Annotated in this window: 12 protein-coding genes and 1 pseudogene; 9 read left to right on the top strand and 4 right to left on the bottom strand. The window is 69.0% G+C overall.

All coding sequences use genetic code 11. The features are described 5' to 3' along the window. Positions 1-14 precede the first annotated feature (14 nt). On the bottom strand, positions 15-1,283 hold the full coding sequence (locus LNW73_RS23455) for a multidrug effflux MFS transporter (protein ID WP_250991252.1): 1,269 nt from the start codon (positions 1,281-1,283) through the stop codon (positions 15-17). Between the two features lie 251 nt (positions 1,284-1,534). On the opposite strand from LNW73_RS23455, the gene LNW73_RS23450 reads away from it, so the two are divergent. Both LNW73_RS23450 and LNW73_RS23445 read left to right on the top strand, forming a co-directional pair. Further along, the gene (locus LNW73_RS23450) at positions 1,535-2,557 is read left to right on the top strand and encodes a Gfo/Idh/MocA family protein (protein WP_250991251.1); all 1,023 of its coding nucleotides are present in this window, start codon (positions 1,535-1,537) and stop codon (positions 2,555-2,557) included. 127 nt (positions 2,558-2,684) lie between these two features. Then, complete coding sequence (locus LNW73_RS23445; protein WP_250991250.1) at positions 2,685-3,614, top strand: DUF4429 domain-containing protein; 930 nt, start codon at positions 2,685-2,687, stop codon at positions 3,612-3,614. A 33-nt stretch (positions 3,615-3,647) separates the two neighbouring features. Here LNW73_RS23445 and LNW73_RS23440 read toward each other — a convergent pair whose 3' ends face one another. Then, entirely contained in the window at positions 3,648-3,959 is a 312-nt protein-coding gene (locus LNW73_RS23440; RefSeq protein WP_250975625.1) for a 4a-hydroxytetrahydrobiopterin dehydratase, read from the bottom strand. Positions 3,960-4,053: 94 nt separating this feature from the next. Here LNW73_RS23440 and LNW73_RS23435 point away from each other — a divergent pair, with 94 nt between their 5' ends. From LNW73_RS23435 to LNW73_RS23425, 3 genes are all read left to right on the top strand, one after another. Beyond that, a complete protein-coding gene (locus LNW73_RS23435) occupies positions 4,054-4,857 on the top strand; it encodes an SDR family oxidoreductase (RefSeq protein ID WP_250991249.1) in 804 nt (267 codons plus the stop codon). A 111-nt stretch (positions 4,858-4,968) separates the two neighbouring features. Further along, positions 4,969-5,901 (top strand): tyrosine-protein phosphatase, encoded by a 933-nt coding sequence (locus LNW73_RS23430; RefSeq protein ID WP_250991248.1) that lies wholly within the window; start codon positions 4,969-4,971, stop codon positions 5,899-5,901. Positions 5,902-6,005: 104 nt separating this feature from the next. Continuing rightward, entirely contained in the window at positions 6,006-6,863 is an 858-nt protein-coding gene (locus tag LNW73_RS23425) for a PhzF family phenazine biosynthesis protein (RefSeq protein WP_250991247.1), read from the top strand. 7 nt (positions 6,864-6,870) lie between these two features. Here the strand turns inward: LNW73_RS23425 and LNW73_RS23420 are convergent, their stop codons facing one another. Next, positions 6,871-8,514 carry a TROVE domain-containing protein gene (locus LNW73_RS23420; protein ID WP_250991246.1) on the bottom strand — a complete coding sequence of 548 codons (1,644 nt, stop codon included), beginning with the start codon at positions 8,512-8,514 and terminating at the stop codon, positions 6,871-6,873. A gap of 758 nt (positions 8,515-9,272) precedes the next feature. Here LNW73_RS23420 and LNW73_RS23415 point away from each other — a divergent pair. The 4 genes from LNW73_RS23415 (at position 9,273) to LNW73_RS23400 (ending at position 13,095) form a co-directional block, all read left to right on the top strand. Continuing rightward, positions 9,273-10,778: a MarR family winged helix-turn-helix transcriptional regulator gene (locus LNW73_RS23415; RefSeq protein WP_250991245.1), complete on the top strand. Its 1,506-nt coding sequence runs from the start codon at positions 9,273-9,275 to the stop codon at positions 10,776-10,778. Then, positions 10,775-11,341, top strand: coding sequence for a helix-turn-helix domain-containing protein (locus LNW73_RS23410; protein WP_308407712.1), 567 nt, complete (start codon positions 10,775-10,777; stop codon positions 11,339-11,341). Before LNW73_RS23415 ends, LNW73_RS23410 begins: the two co-directional genes overlap by 4 nt. A 108-nt stretch (positions 11,342-11,449) precedes the next feature. Next, positions 11,450-12,097: a plasmid partition protein gene (locus tag LNW73_RS23405; protein ID WP_250975632.1), complete on the top strand. Its 648-nt coding sequence runs from the start codon at positions 11,450-11,452 to the stop codon at positions 12,095-12,097. Continuing rightward, positions 12,094-13,095 (top strand): hypothetical protein, encoded by a 1,002-nt coding sequence (locus LNW73_RS23400; protein ID WP_250991244.1) that lies wholly within the window; start codon positions 12,094-12,096, stop codon positions 13,093-13,095. Before LNW73_RS23405 ends, LNW73_RS23400 begins: the two co-directional genes overlap by 4 nt. Positions 13,096-14,231: 1,136 nt before the next feature. Here the strand turns inward: LNW73_RS23400 and LNW73_RS23395 are convergent. Beyond that, positions 14,232-20,425: pseudogene (locus LNW73_RS23395) on the bottom strand (DNRLRE domain-containing protein). Positions 20,426-20,624 lie beyond the last annotated feature (199 nt).

The raw sequence follows: 20,624 nt of genomic DNA, 5'->3' as shown, positions 1-20,624 counted from the left end.
CTGCCTCCTGATGACTACGGTGCATCCACCCTACGACGCCACGGGCGGCACAGCCCGGCGAAGCATCCGACGGCGATCAGCGCGCAGACGAGCTGGACCACCGCCATCGGGACCGCCGTGTGCTCCCCCGCGATCCCGACCAGCGGCGAGACGACCGCGCCGATGAGGAACGAGGTCGTGCCGAGCAGGGCCGACGCGGAGCCGGCCGCGTGCTTGGTGCGCATCAGCGCCAGCGCGTTCGTGTTGGGCAGCGCCAGACCCATGGCCGACATCAGGACGAACAGGCCCGCCGCCATCGGGACGAGCCCCACCCGGCCGAACATCCCGGACGCCATCACCAGCAGCGCCACGGCGGCCAGCGTGATGACCGCGAGGCCGACGCCGAGCGCCTTGTCGAGGCTGAACCGGCCGATCAGCACCTTGCCGTTGAGCTGGCCGACCGCGACCAGACCGACCGAGTTCAGGCCGAAGAGCAGGCTGAAGGTCTGCGGGGACGCGCCGTAGATGTCCTGCACGACGAAGGCCGAGGCGGAGATGTACGCGAAGAGCGCGGCGAAGGCGAAGCCGCCCGCGAGCATGTAGCCGGTGAAGGCCCGGTCGGCGAGCAGCCCGCGCATCGCGGAGAGCGTCTCGCCGAGGCCGCCGCTGTGCCGGTCCGCCGGGGCGAGGGTCTCGTCCAGCTGCCGCCAGACCAGCAGGGTGAGCAGCACGCCGATCACCGTCAGGACGCCGAAGACGCCGCGCCAGTCGGTGACCCGCAGCACCTGGCCGCCGATGACGGGCGCGATGACCGGGGCGACCCCGGAGACGAGCATGAGGGTGGAGAAGAACCGGGCCATCTCGACGCCGTCGTACAGATCACGGACGACGGCCCGGGCGATGACGATGCCCGCGGCGCCCGCCAGGCCCTGGAACAGCCGGAAGGCGATCAGCAGCTCGGCGCTGGGCGCGAAGGCGCAGACGGCGGTGGCGATGACGTAGACCACCATGCCGGCGAGGAGCGGACGGCGGCGCCCCCATTTGTCGCTCATCGGCCCGACGACCAGCTGCCCGAGCGCCATGCCGGCCAGGCAGGCGGTGAGGGTGAGCTGGATGGTCGCGGCCGGGCTGTGCAGCGCGTCGGTGACCTTCGGCAGGGCCGGCAGGTACATGTCCATGGAGAGCGGTGCCAGCGCGGTCAGCCCGCCCAGCACCAGCGTGACGAGCCACCCGGTACGGCGCTGCACGGCGAGCCGTTGCGCGTCGGATATTCGCGCGTCGGCGCTCGGGCCGGCTTCCTGCATGGGGCACCCCCGATAATCGTTGAAACCTTGCCTATCCTTTCAGGCATTCACACGTGGTCGAGACCTGATGAGGCGGACGCATGGTGCACGGCGGGCACGACGAGCATGGCGCAGACGGCGGACACGGCATAGAAGGCGTTTCCGGCTCGTCCGGTTCATCCGGCTCGTCCGGCTCGTCCGGCGCATCCGGTTCATCCGGCGCATCCGGATCGTCCGGCGCATCCGGATCGTCCGGAGCTGGGGGTGGCGCTGTGGGCGGCGCGGAGGGCGTGGGCCGTGACCGGCCGATCCGGTGGGGGATCCTGGCGACCGGCGGCATCGCCGCCACCTTCACCGAGGCCCTGCTGACCCTGCCGGACGCCGAGGTCGCCGCGGTCGGCTCCCGCAGCATCGGCTCCGCCAAGACCTTCGCCGACCGCTACGGCATCGATCGCGCCTACGGGAGCTGGGCCGAGCTCGCCCAGGACGACAGCCTCGACGTCGTCTACGTCGCGACCCCGCACTCCGCGCACCGCACCGCCGCCGGGCTCTGCCTGGAGGCCGGCCGCGCCGTGCTCTGCGAGAAGGCGTTCACGGTCAACGTCCGCGAGGCCGCGGAGCTGACCGCCCTCGCCGCCGACCGCGGCAGCTTCCTGATGGAAGCGATGTGGATGTACTGCAACCCGCTGATCCTGCGCATGGCCGACCTCGTACGGGACGGCGCCATCGGCGAGATCACCACCATCCACGCCGACTTCGGGATCCCCGGCCCGTTCGCCGCCGACCACCGGCTCCGTGACCCCGCCCAGGCCGGCGGCGCGCTCCTCGACCTCGGCGTCTACCCCGTCTCCTTCGCGCACCTGCTGCTCGGCGAGCCCGACACCGTCCGGGCCACCGCCCACCTCACCCCCGAGGGCGTCGACGACAACACCGGCATCGTCCTGGGCTGGGACAGCGGCGCACTCGCCCTCCTCAGCTGCTCCATCACCTCCGGCACCCCCGTCACCGCCTCGGTGACCGGCTCCACTGGACGCATCGAGATCCCGCACGGCTACTTCCACCCCGACCGCTTCACCCTCCACCGCGACGGCCACGAGCCGCGGGAGTACCTGCTCTCCGAGGTCACCGACGTCCCGGAGCGCGACAGCCTGCGGCACGAGGCCGCCGAGGTCATGCGATGCCTGCGGGCCGGCGAGACCCAGTCGCCGCTCGTGCCGCTGGCGGGGACGCTCGCCGTCATGCGCACCCTGGACGCCGTCCGCGAGCAGATCGGGGTGCGGTACCCGGGCGAGTGACGGATCGCTGACGGATCACTGACGGATCGCTGATGGTCGTCGGGCTCTGTTCGTGAGGCTCTGTTCGTGTGCCCGGGATCCTCCGGAGGGCCCGGCGCACGGCGCCCGGAGAATTAGGATCGGGTCCATGGCTGAGTTGCTGACGCACGACGGGACCTGGACGTTCGACGACAAGGTCATCCGTATCGTCCCAGGCCGTGACCGGGGGGTGCACAAGCTCCGGCAGACGCTGGGCGAGGTCGCCGTGCCGCTGCACGCGGTGGCCGGCATCGCCTACGAGCCGGGCCGCAAGGGCGGCAGGCTCCGCCTGCGGCTGCGGGACGGCGCCGACCCGCTCCTGTACGCCACGGGCGGCGGCCTGCCGGACGCCGCCGATCCGTACCAGGTGGCCGTGGACCCGGACCGTACGGGCGTCGCCGAGTACTTCGCCGACGAGGTGCGCAACGCCCTGCTGCTGGACCAGGTGCCGACCGGCCCGACCGACTCCTATCTGCTGCCCGGCCCCAAGGTGCCCCTGTCGGCGAGCGGCGGCGACGGTGCCGCGACCTTCGACGGGGACCGGGTGGCCATCACCTGGAACTGGATGGCGGAGGAGGGCAAGAAGTCGGCCGGCGCCCGGGAACTGGCGCTCGGCGATCTGGCCGGGGTGGAGTGGCGCCCCAACGTCGGCCTGGAGAACGGGCATCTGCGTTTCCGCGTCAAGGGCGCGCAGGCCACCACCCAGCCGCCCAAGCACGACCCCAACAGCATCGTCCTGTGGGGCCTGAAGAAGGAGCTCGGGCACACCGCGCTCCTCGCCGCGGCCGTCGCCGCGCGACTGCCGCACCCTTCCGACACCGGTCAGAGCGATGAGACCGGCCGGCGGCCCGAACTGCTCGCCAAACCGCCGGTACCGGCGCCCGAGGACGCCGTCCCGGCGCAGGTCACCGACCACGCCGAGGACCCGGACGCGCTGCTGCGGCGGCTGCGCGAACTGGGCGACCTCAAGCGCGACGGGATACTGACGGACGAGGAGTTCACCACCGCCAAGTCCGCCCTGCTGCGCCGGTTCGGCTGACCGTCGCCTTCTGCGCCCACGGGCTTGTGCCGGCTACTGCGCTCCGTGGCCCGGGGCGATGGCCGCGATGCGGGCGGCCAGGCCGAAGTCCTTGGCCGTCAGCCGGCTGCCGGCCGAATGCGTGGTGATCGACACGCCGAGCGTGTCGTATCCGAGGGTGAGATCCGAGTGGTGGTCCAGCTCGGCCTGCACCTGCGCGATGTGCACCGCGAGGATCGCGGCGGGCAGGTGCGCCAGCCGGTAGGTACGGACGAGAGCGGTCCCGTCCGCGGAGAGTTCCCAGCCCGGGAGTTCCGCGAGGCGGTCGGCGATCTCCTTGTCGGACAGCGGGTCGACGATCGGCATAGGGCCTCCTGCGGGACGGTGGTCACCTTCGGGGCTGCGGTCACCTTCGGGGCTGCGCTGATCTCCATCCTCGCACCGCATACCCTGCGATGCCATGAGTGAGATCCAGAAGGTGGCAGTGGTGACGGGCGCCGGATCCGGCGTGGGGCGCGCGGTGGCGCTGGCGCTGACCGGGGCCGGCTGGTCGGTGGCGCTCGCGGGCCGCCGGCAGGAGGCGCTGGAGGAGACCGCCCGGCTGGCGGCGGCGCAGTCGGCCGGGGACGCGGGGGCGGCCGGGGACTCCGGGGCGCTGCCGGGCGGCCGCACCCTCGTCGTGCCGGCTGACGTGACCCGGCCCGAGGACGTCGACCGGCTCTTCGCGTCGGTGCGGAGCGGCTTCGGGCCGCTCGGCCTGCTGTTCAACAACGCCGGGATGTTCGGGCCGCCGGTACCGCTGGAGGACCTCACGTACGAGCAGTGGCGCTCGGTCGTCGACGTCAACCTCACCGGCGCTTTCCTGTGCGCGCAGGGGGCGTTCCGGGCGATGAAGGAGCAGGAGCCACAGGGCGGCCGGATCATCAACAACGGCTCGATCTCGGCGCATGTGCCGCGCCCGAACAGCGTCGCGTACACGTCCACCAAGCACGCGATCACCGGCCTGACGAAGTCCCTGTCCCTGGACGGCCGCGCGTACCGGATCGCCTGCGGCCAGATCGACATCGGCAACGCGGCGACCGAGATGACCGCCCGGATGACGACCGGGGTCCAGCAGGCCGACGGCACCACGGCGGTGGAGCCGGTGATGGACGTGACCGACGTGGCGCGCACGGTGCTGCACATGGCCGGGCTGCCGCTGGAGGCGAACGTGCAGTTCGCGACGGTGATGGCGACGGCGATGCCGTACATCGGGCGCGGCTGACCGGCCGGACTCCGCAGGACCGCGGTTTGTTGACTATTCGTCAGCAAAGCTGTTCCGCTCTCAAGATCCTCGCGCTACGGTCCCGCTCCCGACCAGGAAGGGGATCCCCGTATGCGGACCGGAGCACGCGCCGCCACCGCGCTCACCCTCGCACTCGTCCTCGCAGGACCGCTCGTCCCCGCCGCCCAAGCGGCGGGGACGAGCCCTCCGGCAGCCCGAAAAACCCAGGCGCACGCGCCGGCCCCGGCCGCGGCGCACAGCCGCATCCTCACCGTCCCCGGCACCGTCAACGCCCGGGACACCGGCGGCTACCGCACCTACGACGGCGCCACCACCCGGTGGAACTCCCTCTACCGGACCGAGAGCCTGGCCAAGATCCCGCCGGCCGGCGTCACCGCCCTCGCCGGGCTCGGACTGCGCGCCGTCATCGACCTGCGCAGCCCCTCCGAGGTCCAGGCCGACGGCGCCGACCGGCTCCCGGCCGGGCCGGCACCGGTCGCGCTGCCCGTCGACGACACCGGCCTGTACCTGTTCATCGCGCAGGTCGTCGGCAGCGCCGACCCGGCCGCCCAGGAGGCGGCCCTCGGCGGGGACCGGGCGGCGCAGCGGATGCGGACCGCCTACCGCGGCTTCGTCACGTCAGCGGCGAACCGCGCCGCCCTCGGCGCCGCGATCCGCCGGATCGCGGACGCCACGGGCCCGGTGGTGGTCCACTGCACCGCGGGCAAGGACCGTACGGGCGTACTGATCGACACGGTCCTGCGGGCCGTCGGCGTACCGCAGTCCACGACCACCGCCGACTACCTGCTCTCCAACGACCTGCGCGCCGCCGCCGACCGGGCCGTACGCGACCAGGTCAAGCAGCTGGGCCTGATGCAGAACCCGGACCTCCTCATCCCGCTCCAGGAGGTCAGGACGGAGTACCTCGCGGCCTTCCGGGACCAGGCGGAGCACGACTACGGATCCTTCGGCCGCTTCCTGACCGACGGCCTCGGCCTCGACCCGTCGACACTGGTACGGCTGCGCCTGCGGCTGGTCGCCTGACCCGCAAAAGGCCCGGGAGGGGCCCGGGAGCGGCCCGGGAGCGGCCCGGGAGGCTTGACCAGGCTGCGGGAACATCGTGGCGGTGGTCGTCGTTGGTGCAGGTCATGACGTCGATTCACGGCACCGAGGTGCTTCGCTACACCGCCTTCTCCGACGACCCGGCCGGGGGCAACCCGGCCGGTGTCGTCCTGGACGCCTCCGGCCTCGGCGCGACGGAGATGCTCGCCGTCGCCGCCGAGGTCGGCTACTCGGAGACGGCCTTCATCACCGCCTCGGAGGGGCGCTCCCTCACCGTCCGCTACTTCAGCCCGAAGGCCGAAGTGCCGTTCTGCGGCCATGCCACGGTCGCCACGGCGGTCGCCCTCGGCGAGCGGATCGGCGCCGGTGACCTGCTGTTCTCGACGGCCGCCGGCGAGATTCCGGTCACGGTCGCACCGGACGCCTCCGGCGCGCTGCGCGCCACGCTCACCAGCGTCGAGCCGAAGGTCGAGGAGATCCCGGACGCGGCCGTCACCGAGGCGCTCGCAGCCCTCGGCTGGCCGGCCGCCGACCTCGATCCGGCCTTCGCACCCCGGATCGCCTACGCCGGCGCCCGCCACCTCGTGCTCGCCGCCGCGACCCGCGAGCGGCTGGCCGCGCTCGACTACGACTTCGAGCGGCTGGCCGCCTTCATGCTCAGCCTCGACCTGACCACCGTCCAACTGGTCTGGCGCGCCTCGGACTCCGTCTTCCACGTCCGCGACCCGTTCCCGGTCGGCGGCGTCGTCGAGGACCCGGCCACCGGCGCGGCCGCCCTGGCGCTGGGCGCGTACCTCCGCGACCAGCGGCTGGTCACCGCGCCCGCCGTCCTCACCCTCCACCAGGGCGACGACCTCGGCCGCCCGGGCGTCCTCACCGTCGAACTGCGTGCGGACGACCCCCGCATCCGCGTGAGCGGAACGGGGGCCGCCATCCCGGCCTGACCTCTCGTCAGGCCTTGTTCTCCCAGGGCCACTTGGCATCACGCCCGGCCTCCAGCAGCGGAACCATGCGGAACGCCGCGTCGGTGAGCCCGCCGAACGTGTGGCGGTTCGCGCCACCCGACGGCGCGTGGCCGGCGCGGTAGCCCGCGAGGTTCCAGGTGTACATCGGCACCGTGGCCGGGACCGCCACGGTGACCTCCTGGGTGTCCGTACCGGCCTGCTCGTCGGTGACGATCACCACCCGGTCGTGCCCCTTGAACTCCTGTCGCAGCGCGGCGGCGGTGTCCGTGCCGCCGCCCAGGAACCAGCCGCCGTCCTTCCACCGGCCGACGGCCTTGAGCAGCGACTCGCCCCGCGGCTGCGGGAACGCCTTCGTGCGCGCTCCCGGCTTGTCGCTGACGTAGTAGCGGGCGCTGGAGAACGACACGACATCGCCGCCGGCACACCGCTGTCCCAGCGCGATCCCGAACAGCGCGGCCGCGTCCCAGCGCATCAGCGTGCCGTCCCGGGAGAAACCGGCCTCCATGGACGAGCTGGTGTCCACCATGACCAGCGTCCGGCCGCCCAGCACCGGGATGTTGGCCAGCGACGCGGTGAGCGCCTTCTCCAGCGCGTACCCCCAGCGCAGCGACGGCGCCGCGTTGTACGCCGAGTAGAACCGCATCGGCAGCTGACGCGACCGCGCCACCTGCTCCGGGTCGGCGAGCCGCTTCGCGACCCCCTCGGCGACCTCGTCACTCACCTCGGCCTCGTCGAAGTTGCGGAGATTGCGCAGCAGCGCCATGTACCCCATGGACGGGATCACGGCCTCCCACGCGGCGGCGTCCATCGGCCCCTGCAGCCACCCCGCCAGCGCCTCCCACGTCATCCCCGCCGCCGCCAGCCGCGCCGCCCCGTCGGACCCGGTCACCAGCGCCCGCCGCTCCGCGACCGGCACCGCCATCAGCGCGCGGTGCGCGGTCAGCGTCTGGTTCGACGCCGGCGGCACCGCCGTGTCGGGGTTGTGCCGGCGGTCCAGCGCATAACGGAACAGCTCGCCCTGCCACGCCTTTCCGGCGTCCGGCGCGGCGTGCACCAGATTGAGGATGTCGCCGAACCGGTAACCCTTCGAAGCGGTGTCGTACTTCAGCAGCGACTTCCCGCTGTAGAGCCGCTGCACCGAATCCGCGATACCGCGCTTGACCGGCTTGGGCACATTACGGCCGTACCGAGACGTCCAGTACGCGAGCAGCTCACCGGGCTCGTCCGGCCGCCGCAGCACGGAATCGACGACGGCCCGGTTGGAAACACCCGGAACAACCGTCTCGCTCTTCCCGTCTTCAAGCCGCGCCTTGACGAATTCCGCGGCCCCGACAATCGCCGCCGTCCGCATATTGCCGTCCCCCCGCAGCCACCCGAGCAGCCCGGCCGTCCACCGCGGGTCCTCGACAGCGAGCTGCCGGACCAGAGCGGTGAAACGGTCGTCCCGCTGCCCGCCCGTCTCGTAAAAGGACTCCTGCCCAACGAAGTTCGCGACCGCGAGCAGGAACAGCTCGCTCTTGGCATCACGCAGATATCCGGCCCCACCCTGATGCGTGACGCTCCGCTCCCCCGAGCCGGCCACGGGCGAGACGACGGACGGCTTGGCCGTACGGGTATTGAAACGGGACATGAAGAAACCCCCCACAAGGAGGGGAGGCGCCACACACCGGACATGCCGGTGCTGTTGCCTCCCGAGATCAGTCCTGGCGGCGGTCGAGGGGATTTGAACCCCACGCGTGAACGCGTTTCAACCAGAGAAGTAACCGTCGCCTTCGCACCGGGAGGTGCAGAGAACAAGCGTCCAGAGATCAGAATCGGCTGAGGTGACAATGTGCTCTACCAACTGAGCTACACCGGTCTCACAACCGGCGACGGGACTCGAACCCGCGACACCACCATTACCATTGGAAGTAACCCCGGCCTGCGCACCTGGACATGCCCGACTCTAATGACCAACCGCCGGGGATTCACCAGGTTTTCTCAGCACAATCGGCGCCCCGCCCTGTTCGGGCCCTGCCCCTGACCAGCGGGGCGGTACAGGCGGCGGACGAGTCGGCCTGTACGCCGGGTTCATCGGCCACACCGTTCTGACCTGCACCTATGGAGTTAGAACCGGTTGTGACCTGCTAGGACGGGTTGCAGAGGCAATCGGAGGCAATCAGAGCCAATCGCTCTGGTTCGACCCCGATTCGACCCGACGCTCAGAGGCAATCAGAGGCAGTCACTCTGCTTGGCCCTGATCGTCGCCCTCGGTCGAGCCGCGTTGGGGACGTCTGCCTCCCATGGTGCCAGACACACCGAAGCCCTTTCAGGACGGCAATCCTGGAGGCTTCGCTGGCACCGTTCGGAGGTCGGTTCCGGATGCCACCCCTGGTTTAGCCGGCCTGGGTGAGCATCCTCGTCCTTGCGGGACAGACCCACATGCCACACGGCACACCTCCACCGCTCGATCACCCCCTCGGACTCCATCAGTTGCCCCAGGCTGCTGCTGACCTGGTCCTGCACGGTGATCTCACCGGCAAGTACGCGGTGGGCAGCTACAGCAAGCTCAGCGCCGACAAACGGAGCGTCGTGCTGCGCCCGGACCGGCAGGGCGAGTCCGATCATGGCCACCGGATCACCGCGGCCATCGCCTGCCACGTCGCTCGCCTCGGCGGAACCTTCGACCAGCTGATGCACCTGCTGATGCCTCCCGACCACCAGGGCGGCCACCACGCCCGGACCATCGAGCTGCGTTCTGGTCACGCTCGGGCCCGCGACTACGTCCACCGCGTATGGGCCAACGCCTGCTCGGCGATCAGCAGCAGCGTGGCGGTGGAGTCCCGGCACCATGCCCACGAAGACCTCGCGTCCCTGCGCGACCGGATCGAGACCACCCCATGGCGCGGCGAACGTGGTCGTACCGCCTTGCGGGTCCTGCGAGCCCATCTGAACTTCGCCGAGACTGCCGGGGGTCGCCAGCATGCCGCCAGTGAACGACAGGCAGCGGAAGAGGCGGGGATATCCCGCCAGACCCTGCGCAGGGCCTACGAAGGCGTACTGAAGCCGGGCGGGTGGCTCCGCCGACTGCGCGTGGGTCACGGCATCGAAGGCTCCACCTGGTACCTCGACGACGGCCACGCACACCGGACCGTTTCCTCCTCGTCTCATTACAGGACCACTCAGTTCCCCCCCGACCGGGACCTTGAGGAGTGGTCCGCCCCTGAGACAACCGTGACGGCCGACATCGACTCCACCGTCATCAGCCGCCTCATGGGCCACGACGCATTCGCCCACCGCGGTCTCGGTAGTCCCGGCCTGATGGTCATCGGAGCACTCCACCTCAGGCCCGGCCAGACCGCCAAGGAACTGATCACCACTGCCTCGGTGTCCCGCGCTACCGCCTACCGGACCTTGCAACGCCTAGCAGCCCACGGCGTGGTCCACCGAAACGGTACGACCTGGGCCTTGGCGCCCCATGCCCTGGAGAGCATCAGCCAGTCCCACGCCCAAACTCCTCTCTCGGAGAGGCAAGCGGAGTGGAGTTGGGACCCCATCGCCCAGCACTACGCCACCGCAGGCATCGCGGCACAGCGCAAAGCCCTCCACGCCACCGAGCGCGTGGCCTATCGGCAACCACTCGAACAGCTCTCGGAGCACCGCAGCAAGGCCCTGGTCATCGTCCGCGACGGCCGCCAGATCTTGGTGCCCACGCCACGCGGCGACGACATCCCGCCCGGGTGGCAGCTCCCCGGTGGTGCAGTCCTCAACCCCACTACCGGCCGCATCGCCCCGGAGTGGCGGGTCGCCACCGACGGCCGCCTCATCCTCATCACCCCAGCCGATCAGCGCACCTACGACGAGTTGGTCGCCGCACACGCCGAAGCCGTCAACGAGTGGGAATCCGCCGCATGAAACCGCTGCCCCGTCACGCGCAGGAACGGCGCCAAGAAGGACTCGACCTACGCACGCGCTACGACGCGGGTGCCACGGTCCGCGAACTCGTCGACGGCACAGGGCTGTCTCAGGGCACGGTGGTGAACCGCTTGCGGGCCGCAGGAACCGTGATGCGCACGCCGCAAGAAACCCGCCGCCATCGTGGTGCCGCTGCGAGACGCACCCTTCTCGCCGCTGGACTGCGTACCCGCTACGAGCAGGGGGCAACTCTCGGCGATCTCGTGACCCAATGCGGCCGATCCGCCCGAACGGTCCGCCGCCTGCTGCAGGAAGCCGGAGCCACCCTTCGGACGCCGCTCCAAGCACGCCAGCTGCGGAAGGCCACCGCCGCGTTTGTCCGCCACCAGCTGATGGCCGCGCTCCGAAGTCGCTACGAGGCGGGGCAGTCGGTCCCCGCGCTGGCCGCCGACCACGGCTGCTCCGTGACCACGATCTACCGCCTGCTCCGCACGGCCGGCACACCAATGCGACCCCCGCAACGCCCGGGTCCGCAGGGCCGGCGAGCGGGCCGTCCGCCCTAAGACCGCCGGAACCTGCCCCGCGCATGCGGCTCACCCAGGGCCGTCGCCACCCGTGACGACGGGGCGCACGTCGACCTGCCCGTCCACCCACACATTCCAGGAGCTTCAGTGATCATCGCCTATATCAGCCCCCGTACGAGCGGCAAGACCACCTCCGCCGGATGGCACGCTCACGCCCTCCATGAGCGCGGGTATCCGGTCGTCGCCTTCGAGGCCGACTACAGTCGCCAGCTCGCGGAGTGGGACGTGCGCTCCGGCGGATTCCCGTTCCCAGTCCAGCAGCAGGCCTCTCCCCTATTCCACAAGAACGTGCCCCCGGCCATGCGCCCCGAGCAGATCGGCATTGTCGACTGCGGACACGCCGAGGACCACCGCAACATCGTCCAGTCGGTACTACGCGTCACCGACCTCGCCATCCTCAGCACCGCCCCCACCACCGCGGACATCGACCGCATCGAACGCCTCCCCATGCGCGAACTGATCGACGACGTCGACGTACTTCGCCCCGACGGCAACCCACCCCCTACCTGGGTCCTCCTCAACCGCACCACCGCCAGCGCCAAAGCCACCGGCCAGTACCGCAACTACCTCCGCGAAGACGGCTGGAACGTCTTCACCACCACCATCCCCAACCGCCAGATCTACGCACAGTCCATGCTCGAACCCGTCACCGCCCGCGGATCCGCATACGACGAACTCGTCACCGAGATGATCGATCGCGGCCTCCTCCTCCCCTGGACGGGAGAGCTGCGATGAGCGGCCAGGACCGCGCCGCCGCACTGCGTACCCGACGCGAAGAACAGCATCTCGGAGGCAGCAACAGCCCAACGCCCCACCGGACGACCGAGCGCCCTGCCGACTTGGTCATCACCGCCGACATGATCGCCGCCCCGGTTGCGGTCGACGCCTCCGGCGAACTCACACCGGACGAAATGCATCAGCTCGGGGTTTGCGAACGGGCCGTCGAGAACCTTGCCACGGCGACGTGGCTCGCCGGCAAAGCCCTCCACACCATCTGCAACCGCATGCTCTACCGCCACACCCACACCCGCTTCGACACCTACGTCGAAGAACGCTGGGAAATCAGCGCACGCGCCGCCTACCAAATGATCGAGGAATGGCCCCTGGCCGAACGCCTCACCCAGACCATGGGGGAACCCGCAACCGCCTCGCACACCCGCGCGCTACTCCCCGTCGTAAGACGCTTCGGACTCACCGCCGCAACCGACCTCTACCAACAGATACGCGCACGCGCCGCAGCAGAGGACCGCCGGCTCACCGCCACCATCACCGGCCAGATAGTCCGACTGGTTCTGAAAACCGCAGGTTGGCCAGCCGAGGAAACCCAGTTCCAGGCAGCAACTCGTCAACTCATGAGCGCCGACGCCCTTCCACTCACGACGGGCAGCCGGGCAGAACGGCACGCCCTCACCACAAGCACGACGAGGCCTCAACAGCCACCCTCACCAACTGTGCAAAATTTTGCAGATAGTCACGAGGAGGTCACGGCCAAGCCTGCTGCTTCGATGGCAGGATCCGATCACGATCGCGTCCAAACTGCGAATGGCTTCCTGGGCGATCTCGCCTCGGAGAACATGCTTCAGAGCATCCTTGCTCGGGTCATTGCCATCGAAGGGGACATCAGTACAGCCGCCCTATCCGGTTCGGCCAACGTCGAACACGGCGGTCTGTGTCGAGCGATCGTTGAGCGGCTAACCCACGCGGCCGAGACATTGCGCGCTGCTTCAGGCTGAGCAACCTATGCGGCGCTCCCCACCTTTGGGGCCGACCCATCGACACCCACAGGTCGGTCGGTCCCAAGGTCCGGCGCTCGGATCAGGTCCAACTCGTTGAAGTGCAGGTCGTGGTCCGTCCGTGAGGGGCGTGCTCTCGCACGCTCCGGCCTGTCTGTCGTCCCTCGTCCCGCACGTGCCTTCCGCGATCGGATGGCTATCTCCTGGCCCTGCGGGCGTGCGGCGGGGATGAGTTCGCCCCGTTCAGAAGTGCTTGCCCTCAAGCGGTGGGCGACGGTATCTCTGCTGCGCGCAGGGCGCCTTGGGAAGGAAGTACCGGACAACGGACCGGCGAGGTAACAGTTTGCTGCCGGATTGGCTTCGAACCAAAGGGAGTTGAGGAACAAGGTTGCCTGGCATTTCCCGTCGTCGGAGGAAATCGGTCAACGCTTCGTCGTAGCCGCCAACGCCCGGGCCCCCGCAGGCGTCGAAGGTCAACGAAATCGCATGGTCAGTGGTGGGCAGTGAGTGCGGTACCCCGGGTGCGTCGAAGCCCCAGCTGTGCGGGGTGGGATGGCCGTAGCGGGCAACGATCTCGTCACGGGTCTCTGGGAGGCCCGTGGCGGGCAGTCCGCTCGCAGGCGCCGTGCTCGCCACGGGGTTCACAGCCGTGGCGAGTGGCGTGTCGGGCGTGGCCGGGCCGTCATTGGTTCGGCCGTATCAGGTCCGCGCAACCGGCGAGAGCGAACCCTGCCACGGATGCCAGAACGGCCCGCCGGCTGCGCTTCATTGTTTTCCTCATCTGTCACAGCGACCGTTGTTGTTGCGATGGCGCACTGCGGGAATTAGATGTGCGTCCGGCTCGCCGTCGCAGATTTGCGTTCCCGAAGGAAATGTATTCCGGCTACTGCCCATGCGACGAAGAGTTCAGCGGCGGCAGTCTCGATGAAGCCGTTCATGCGGTCTCCGCTGGCGATGAACTCAGCAAGATAGATCGCCCCCTGCAGGCTTCCGAATGCGAAGAGAAGGACGGATGCGGACAAAGCACGGGGGAGTTTCATCATCTTTGCACCTCTACTTTGGCAGGTCTGGTGATTCAGGCCTGGCCGGCGCCCGTGGGGCGCCGACCAGGCCGTTAAGCGATGAGATTCAACTGTCTAGCAGGACTGCGAAGCAGGATAGTAGTACCAGTACGGAACCCCGTTTATCCAGCGTGCGCTGGCATAGAAGTACAGGCACTTGCCTCGCTCTTTTGCTCGGTAGGCTTCCCACGTGATCCACGCCGCGACAGCGCCGATGATGTACATGATCGTGGCGGCGTATCCGCCTACCGCTGCGGCGAGGAAGGCATACAGCGTCAGGGCGTAGGGACCTTCGTTCGCTATTTTGTTGGTGCCCCAGCGATTGAAGGTGAAGCGCACGGACGCTCCGACATGCCAGCCCCATCCCCACCAGTCCCAGAAGGACCACACATGCGATGAAACCCTGCCCCACGAGGCGTAAAGGGTTTTGTAGTGGTTCCACCGTCCGTCGAGGTCGACCTTGTTGACGGGATCAGCGCCCGTGTACTCGTAGGCGTTGGCGTTACCTCCGGGTACCGGGTCGACCGACAGGAAACGGCCGGTGGAAGCGTTGTACAGACGCACCCCCATCAGCGTGAGTCCTGTCAGGGTCTCGTCCGAACGCTGGGCGCCGCCGAGCCACGCGTAGCGGACGGCAGCCTGGTTCGTCCGTACGTTGCCGTACTCATCGGAGTCGAGTACCACGGGGGCTTGTGACGTGTCGACAGGCAGCGCAAGAGCGATGTCGCCGTGCAGATTCTGCAGTTCCAGCACTGTGCCGCCCGTGGCGGTGGTGACAGCGGCCAAACTGCTGTCCGGACCGGCCACGTTGCGTGTGAGCGTCCCAGGCGATGAGTTCTCCACGGTCCAGCGCGGGCTGTCGGAGTCGGATCCGTAGTGGTTGACCTTGGCCGCCGTCTGCGTCCACGTGCCGGTGGCATTGGATTCCGTGGTCCAGGAGCGGAAACGGAAGTTGGAGTCCAGTGCCCAGGTCTGACGGGATGTTCCAGCAGTCTGCTGCTGCACGAGGTCGTTGGCGAAGTACGCCAGGCTGGTTCCGGGCAGGGCGGTAGTCCGGCCGAATGCGTCGTACGTGTACCCGGTGTTCACCAGCCTGTCGGCAGTGTCGTAGGTGTAATTGGTTGTCGTTCCGCCGGTGGTGGCGCAGTCGGCGTTGGGTGCGCCCACTGCCGTGGCGAGGGTTTTGCGGTTGGTGTTCTTGTCGAAGGTGTAACCGCGGGTGGTGCAGACGGCGTCAGTGCTGGTGTCCTGGACCTGCGTCAGGCGTCCGGTCGCGTCGTAGGTGTAGTTCTGCGAGGCGGTGACTCCGGGGGTGCCGGCGTGCGTGGCCCACCGGCCCTGGGCGGTTGCGGTGACGCTGTCCGAAACCAGAACCAGGGCGTCGCTGTCCCGCGTGTAGGTGCGGGCGGTTGCAGCCCCCGTGGGGTCGCGTCCCTCCTTCATGGTGTAGCCGCCGGGCAGCCCTTCAGCGATCATTCCGCCGTCGGAGTCGTAGGCTGCGGTGAAGCTGCCGGCCACGGAGTCGGTCACCTTGGTGACCATGCCCCGCGGGTCCACAGCGGTGTCGTAGGTGTAGGAGGTCGTGGACGGCACCGAATCGGTCACCGAAGTGGGCCGGTCGAGGGCGTCGTAGGAGGTCCTGGTGCTTCCGCCGTCGGCGTCGGTGTAGGACATCGGGCGGCCGAGGCCGTCGTAGGTCTTGGTGATCGTTCCTCCGGTGGAGGAAGTCTGGGTGAGCGGCAACCCGGTGATGGAGTCATAGGCGGTTGTGACCGAAGGTACCGCGGTGCCGATCCCCCGCTGACGGACAGTGTGGCGGGGCGTCCGGCGTTGTCGTAGCTGGTGGTGGTGGTGCGGGTCACGGAGTTCGCTGTTTCGGTGACCTTGGTGGTCTGGCCGAACAGCCCGAACTCCATCGTCTTGGTGGGCAGCTCGGTGGGGTTGCTGCCCCCGCCTGTGATGGCGGCCGCCGGTCCGGTCTGGCAGATAAGGTCTGCCCATTCCGGACGGCCGCCGCACGGGGCTGCCCCAGTGCCGGTGTAGTACGTCGTCAGCGTGGTACCGGCGTCGGTGCCCGAGGACGCCGGTTGACTGGTCTTTGTCACCTGACCCTGGCTGTTGTAGGCCGTCGTCGTGGTGAGGGCAAGCCCGGAGGGGTCTTCGGTGCTGCTGACGGGCTCGTCCTTAACCCAGTCGTACGCAGTCGACGTCACCTGCGGGTCGGCCAGGAGGTCGGGCCACGCGCGCGCCTGCGCTCCGGTCGTCTTCTTCGTGGGCTCGTTGGCCCCGTTGGCCGTGCCGTCCGTGGGGCGGCCGGAGTCGTACTCCGTCACTGTGTGCTGCCGGCCCGTGACCTGGGTGCCGGCGGAAGCCACCGTGGTGGTGCCGCTGATCAGGTTGGCGGACAGCGTGATCTGGTGCAGCGGTCCGTAGGTGTCTGTCTCACGGACCCCGGTGCCGTCGAAGACCGAGGTGGTGGACAGCAGTTGTGCGCGCTCACCCGTTGACAGTGCGTTGATGCCCAGGTTGGTGAGCTGCGTGATCTGGGCCGGGGTCGTGCCGAGGGCCAGTTCACGGTTCGCCGCCGTCAGGGAGCGGACCGCGTTGGCGTATCGGTCGTACTCGGTGACCGCGATGTGGTGCCCTGGTGTGGCATCGTCAACCCCGCGGCCCGAGGCGTCGAGATAGTGGATTCCCGCTCGCGCGTAATCACCGGCGCCCAGGGTGGTGCCGTCGCTGGAGGACGGCACCTGGTCGGAGGGAAAGATCGCGGTGGCATCGGTGGGCAGGTCGCTTTGACCCCAGGACGCGGTCGCCGCAGACCCGAGGTCGTTCGGAGCGCTGGCACCGGTCAGCGGGACGCCGTAGACGAGCGTGGTCGTGGCGGTGCCGTTGGTCTGCGTGGCACTGCCCGGGGTCAACGTCGGACGGGAAGCCGACAGGAGCATGCCCGCACCAGCAGTCGGGCTGGACCCAGCCTGGCCGTACACGAACGTCCACGGCAGCTGCCCGGGGGGCGTCAGAGTGGTGACGCGGCCGTTGGTGTCATAGCTGTAGGAGGTCTTGAGCGCCGGGGAGACACGGGGGTCCCAGGTCTCCCGAAGCCGGCCGCTGCTGTCGTAGGCGTACTGAGCCACCGTGGTGGCCGTGGAAAGCGTCGCGCCTGGAGCCGTCGCCCACAGCTTGACGGCGGACACCTGATCCTTCACATCACCGAAGGTGGACCCTGAGGCTGTGGTCGCCGAGGCGTAGATGAATTGCAGGATCCGGCACCCTCGGGTGGACGGATCTGCCGCGCAAGCGGCCAGTGTGGTGGCGGTGCTGGACGCGATGACCTGCTTGGGACGCGCCAGGGTCTGACCGCCCACGGTCACGGCCTCCGAGACCACCTGGGTGGTCGAGGTGGCCAGGCCGTTGGACAGCGAGCTGGTAACCGTCCATGCGGTTGCGGCCGGCGCAACCTTGGAGAAGACCGTCACCGTTCCCTGGGTGTCCGAGAGGGTGAAGTCGCCGGAGGTGAACGCTCCCTTCAGCGTCAGGTTTCCCGCTCCGGTTTCAGGGACCCAGCCGGTGTTCGCCGCGTTCGCGGTGAACTTGATCGTCGATCCCGCGCTGGTCAGGACGTCAAGAGAAGTGGCAGACGTCTTGCGGATGCTCGTGTAGTTCGACGCCGTCACTTCCGCCGTGGTGCCCGACAGCCATTCCTTGCCGAAGATGGGCGACTGGCCATCGGTGGCACCACCGGCCTGCGGGGAGCGCGAGGACGCTGACCGTGCAACCGTCATGCCGAAGAAGGTGGCGTCGGTGGCTGCCAGGGTGTAGTCACCGGTCAGGAGGTTGATCGCTCCTGGGCCCACGCTGGTGGTCGTGGCACCGTCCGCTGTGCGGTCGACCACGAGGTCGATGGAATCGGATGTCGCGCTCACCCCACCAGCGCCGGTGAAGTCGGCTTTGAGCTGAACGGCCCCGTCGGGATTGACCGTGGAGGTGGCGTTCCAGGCCAGGTTGGGGCTCTTGCCGGCGGTCAGAGCCACGGGCCAGGAGGTCAGCGCAGTACCCGCGTTGGTGACGTCGCCGGCCGGGATCGGTGCCCAGGCGTCGGCGTCGCCGCGGCGCCAGGAGAACGTGACCGCGTTGTACTTGGAGCTGTCGGCTTCCGCGGTCAGCGGGACACGGGCGGCAGTTCGGGTGCCGTCATCGGGCAGGGTGACGCCGCCGGGTCCGACGTGGAAGGTATAGGCGATCGGCTCGGACTTGTTCTCCGCCTTGTCCGTGGTGCGGACCTGGAGGGTGTTGGTGCCGGCCTTGGCCGGGGTGACGTTGAAGTTCACCGGGGTGGTGGTACCGCTGGTGGTGACCTTCGTCCAGGTGGTGCCGTCCAGGGACCACTCGATGCCGCTCTGGTCACCGGCAGGGGGAGTTGCGGTGAACTTGCCGACCTGGCCGGCGCCCTTGACCCAGGCCGCGGACGGGTAGTCGGTGGAGGTCACCGACGCCGGCGCCGACGGCGCGGAGGTGTCGACGGTGAAGTTCGTCCATCCACCCCAGCCCACGCTGTAATGGGTGCCGTCGTAGGAGGTGGAGCGGAACTTGTACGACTTGCCGTTGACCAGCAACCCGGCCGGCACAGTCACCGATGCCGGCTGCCCGGCAGGCACGAACGGCGAGGTGACGTTGGAGCCGACCTGGGTGCCGGTGGCGTTGTCGTAGACCTGGAAGGTGGCGTTGACCTTGTCATTGTTGGGATCGGCAAAGGTGTCCCGCAGTACCGGTGTGACGGTGTTGGTGTACCAGGTGCCCGCAGCATCCTTGAAGAACGGCGGACCTGCCTGCGGGTCCGTGCCGTTGCGCGGCCGGTAGTTGTAGGTGACGACCAGCTTCGGCGGATTGGACGCCGCGTTCGCGGAGTTCACCCGCTTCCACTGCGCGACAACGGTTTCGCTGGAAGCGCGCAGGCCCATGCCGGACGTGGCGTTCTTCAGCGACGCCCAGGTCTGAGCGAGGGTGGTGACGTCGGCGTTGATCCACCCGTCGGGTGCCGCGGTGCACGAGGGGTTGCCGCGGGTCTCCGTCGAGGTGGCGGACTTGGTGTGCCAGACCGGCTGCGCCGGCCAGCGGGTGGACGTGGATGCCTTATCGGTGTCCCATACCTCCCACGGGTACGCCGCACAGTCCACGTTGTTGCCCGCGTGGAAGTCCCACAGGCTCAGCTTCGCACTCGTCACCAGGGCGTCCGCGAACGGTGCGGTGTTCCAGGTGATGAAGGAGCGCGCGGTACGGGGTGTGCCGTCGGTGTTCGTGGTGCCCGGGTTGCCCAGGTCCAGCTCGGTATCGGTGGACTCATCGACCGTCACGCCCTGCTGGGCGTAGGTGTCGAAAACGTTTCCGAGGGTCGCGGTGGACGGGTCAACCGTGACAGGGAACTTCGTCTTCGGATCCGCCAAGAACTTGGTGTCCGGGGTGAAGACCAGGTCGACCGAGCCCTTGTCTGCGACGACCTTCAACGCCACCGGTGCCTGGTGGGTGTGCTCGCCGGAGACCGGATCGATCTGCGCGTCCCACATGGTGGGGGCGGGCATTACGGCCCGCTTGTTGTTCTTGGCATCGGTGAACTGCAGACTGCCGTCGGCGAGCTGCTTGACGCTCAGGCCCTTGGTCTTCAACGGCAGCGTGTAGGCGAAGCCCCCTGCGGCGGGCCGCTGGGCGATGTCGACGAACTGCTCGAAACCGGTACGGGTGGCCTCCACGACCAGGTTCGCGCCCGGAACGGCGTTGACATACGTGGCGCGTGTCCCGCTGAGTGTCGGCTTGGGCAGACCGCCCTTCCACTGCAGGGCGATCTGCTGATCACCCGCACCCAGCGTTACCAGATCACGAGCGGGCGCGGTGCCGGCATCGGTCAGCGAGCGGGCTGTGGTGCCGCCCCCACCGGCCAGCTTCAGACCCCGCGGGTGGGCCTTGGGCGCCACGCTGCCATCACCGTTTTGCACCAGGTCCAGATCGACAGGCCGCCACTGGCCGTTGTCCTTGAACCGGATCGGGCCGGCCGACACCTCCGTCGTCAGCGAACCATTCGCGTTCACCCACGTCGTGGAGGTCTCCGACCGCTCCGAGAGCGCCTCCACCTGCTTACCCGACAACCGCGCCGCTACCCGCGCGGAGGGGATGTCCGCAGCGGTCGTCGCGTAGTGTCCGGCCGTCTGCTGGGGAGCGGTCTTCTGCGGCGCGGCTATCGCTGCGCTGGTGCCGTCCAGCAGTGTGACAGCCATCGCGACCGCCACGGACACAGCTATGCGCCGCGTCCAAGTACCCCCCGGATTGGGCCAGGCGCTGCCACGCCAAGCCCTTATCCCTCTGGCTCTCATATGTCCCTACAGTCTGTTCCGGGCCCATGACTTGAGCCACTCAGGCGAACCGTAGCGAGGCCAAAAAGATGCTTCGTGCTCCCAAAGCGGACTTGTTGATCTT

Source organism: Streptomyces sp. RKAG337 (assembly GCF_023701715.1).
Classification (GTDB): domain Bacteria; phylum Actinomycetota; class Actinomycetes; order Streptomycetales; family Streptomycetaceae; genus Actinacidiphila.
The sequence above is the reverse complement of the archived record's forward strand: the minus strand, read 5'-3'. Positions and strand labels throughout refer to the sequence as shown.

Coding starts and splice junctions, on each gene's coding strand:
- LNW73_RS23455 (WP_250991252.1), bottom strand. CDS start 1,283: ATGCAGGAAGCCGGCCCGAGCGCCGACGCGCGAATATCCGACGCGCAA.
- LNW73_RS23445 (WP_250991250.1), top strand. CDS start 2,685: ATGGCTGAGTTGCTGACGCACGACGGGACCTGGACGTTCGACGACAAG.
- LNW73_RS23440 (WP_250975625.1), bottom strand. CDS start 3,959: ATGCCGATCGTCGACCCGCTGTCCGACAAGGAGATCGCCGACCGCCTC.
- LNW73_RS23435 (WP_250991249.1), top strand. CDS start 4,054: ATGAGTGAGATCCAGAAGGTGGCAGTGGTGACGGGCGCCGGATCCGGC.
- LNW73_RS23430 (WP_250991248.1), top strand. CDS start 4,969: ATGCGGACCGGAGCACGCGCCGCCACCGCGCTCACCCTCGCACTCGTC.
- LNW73_RS23425 (WP_250991247.1), top strand. CDS start 6,006: ATGACGTCGATTCACGGCACCGAGGTGCTTCGCTACACCGCCTTCTCC.
- LNW73_RS23420 (WP_250991246.1), bottom strand. CDS start 8,514: ATGTCCCGTTTCAATACCCGTACGGCCAAGCCGTCCGTCGTCTCGCCC.
- LNW73_RS23410 (WP_308407712.1), top strand. CDS start 10,775: ATGAAACCGCTGCCCCGTCACGCGCAGGAACGGCGCCAAGAAGGACTC.
- LNW73_RS23400 (WP_250991244.1), top strand. CDS start 12,094: ATGAGCGGCCAGGACCGCGCCGCCGCACTGCGTACCCGACGCGAAGAA.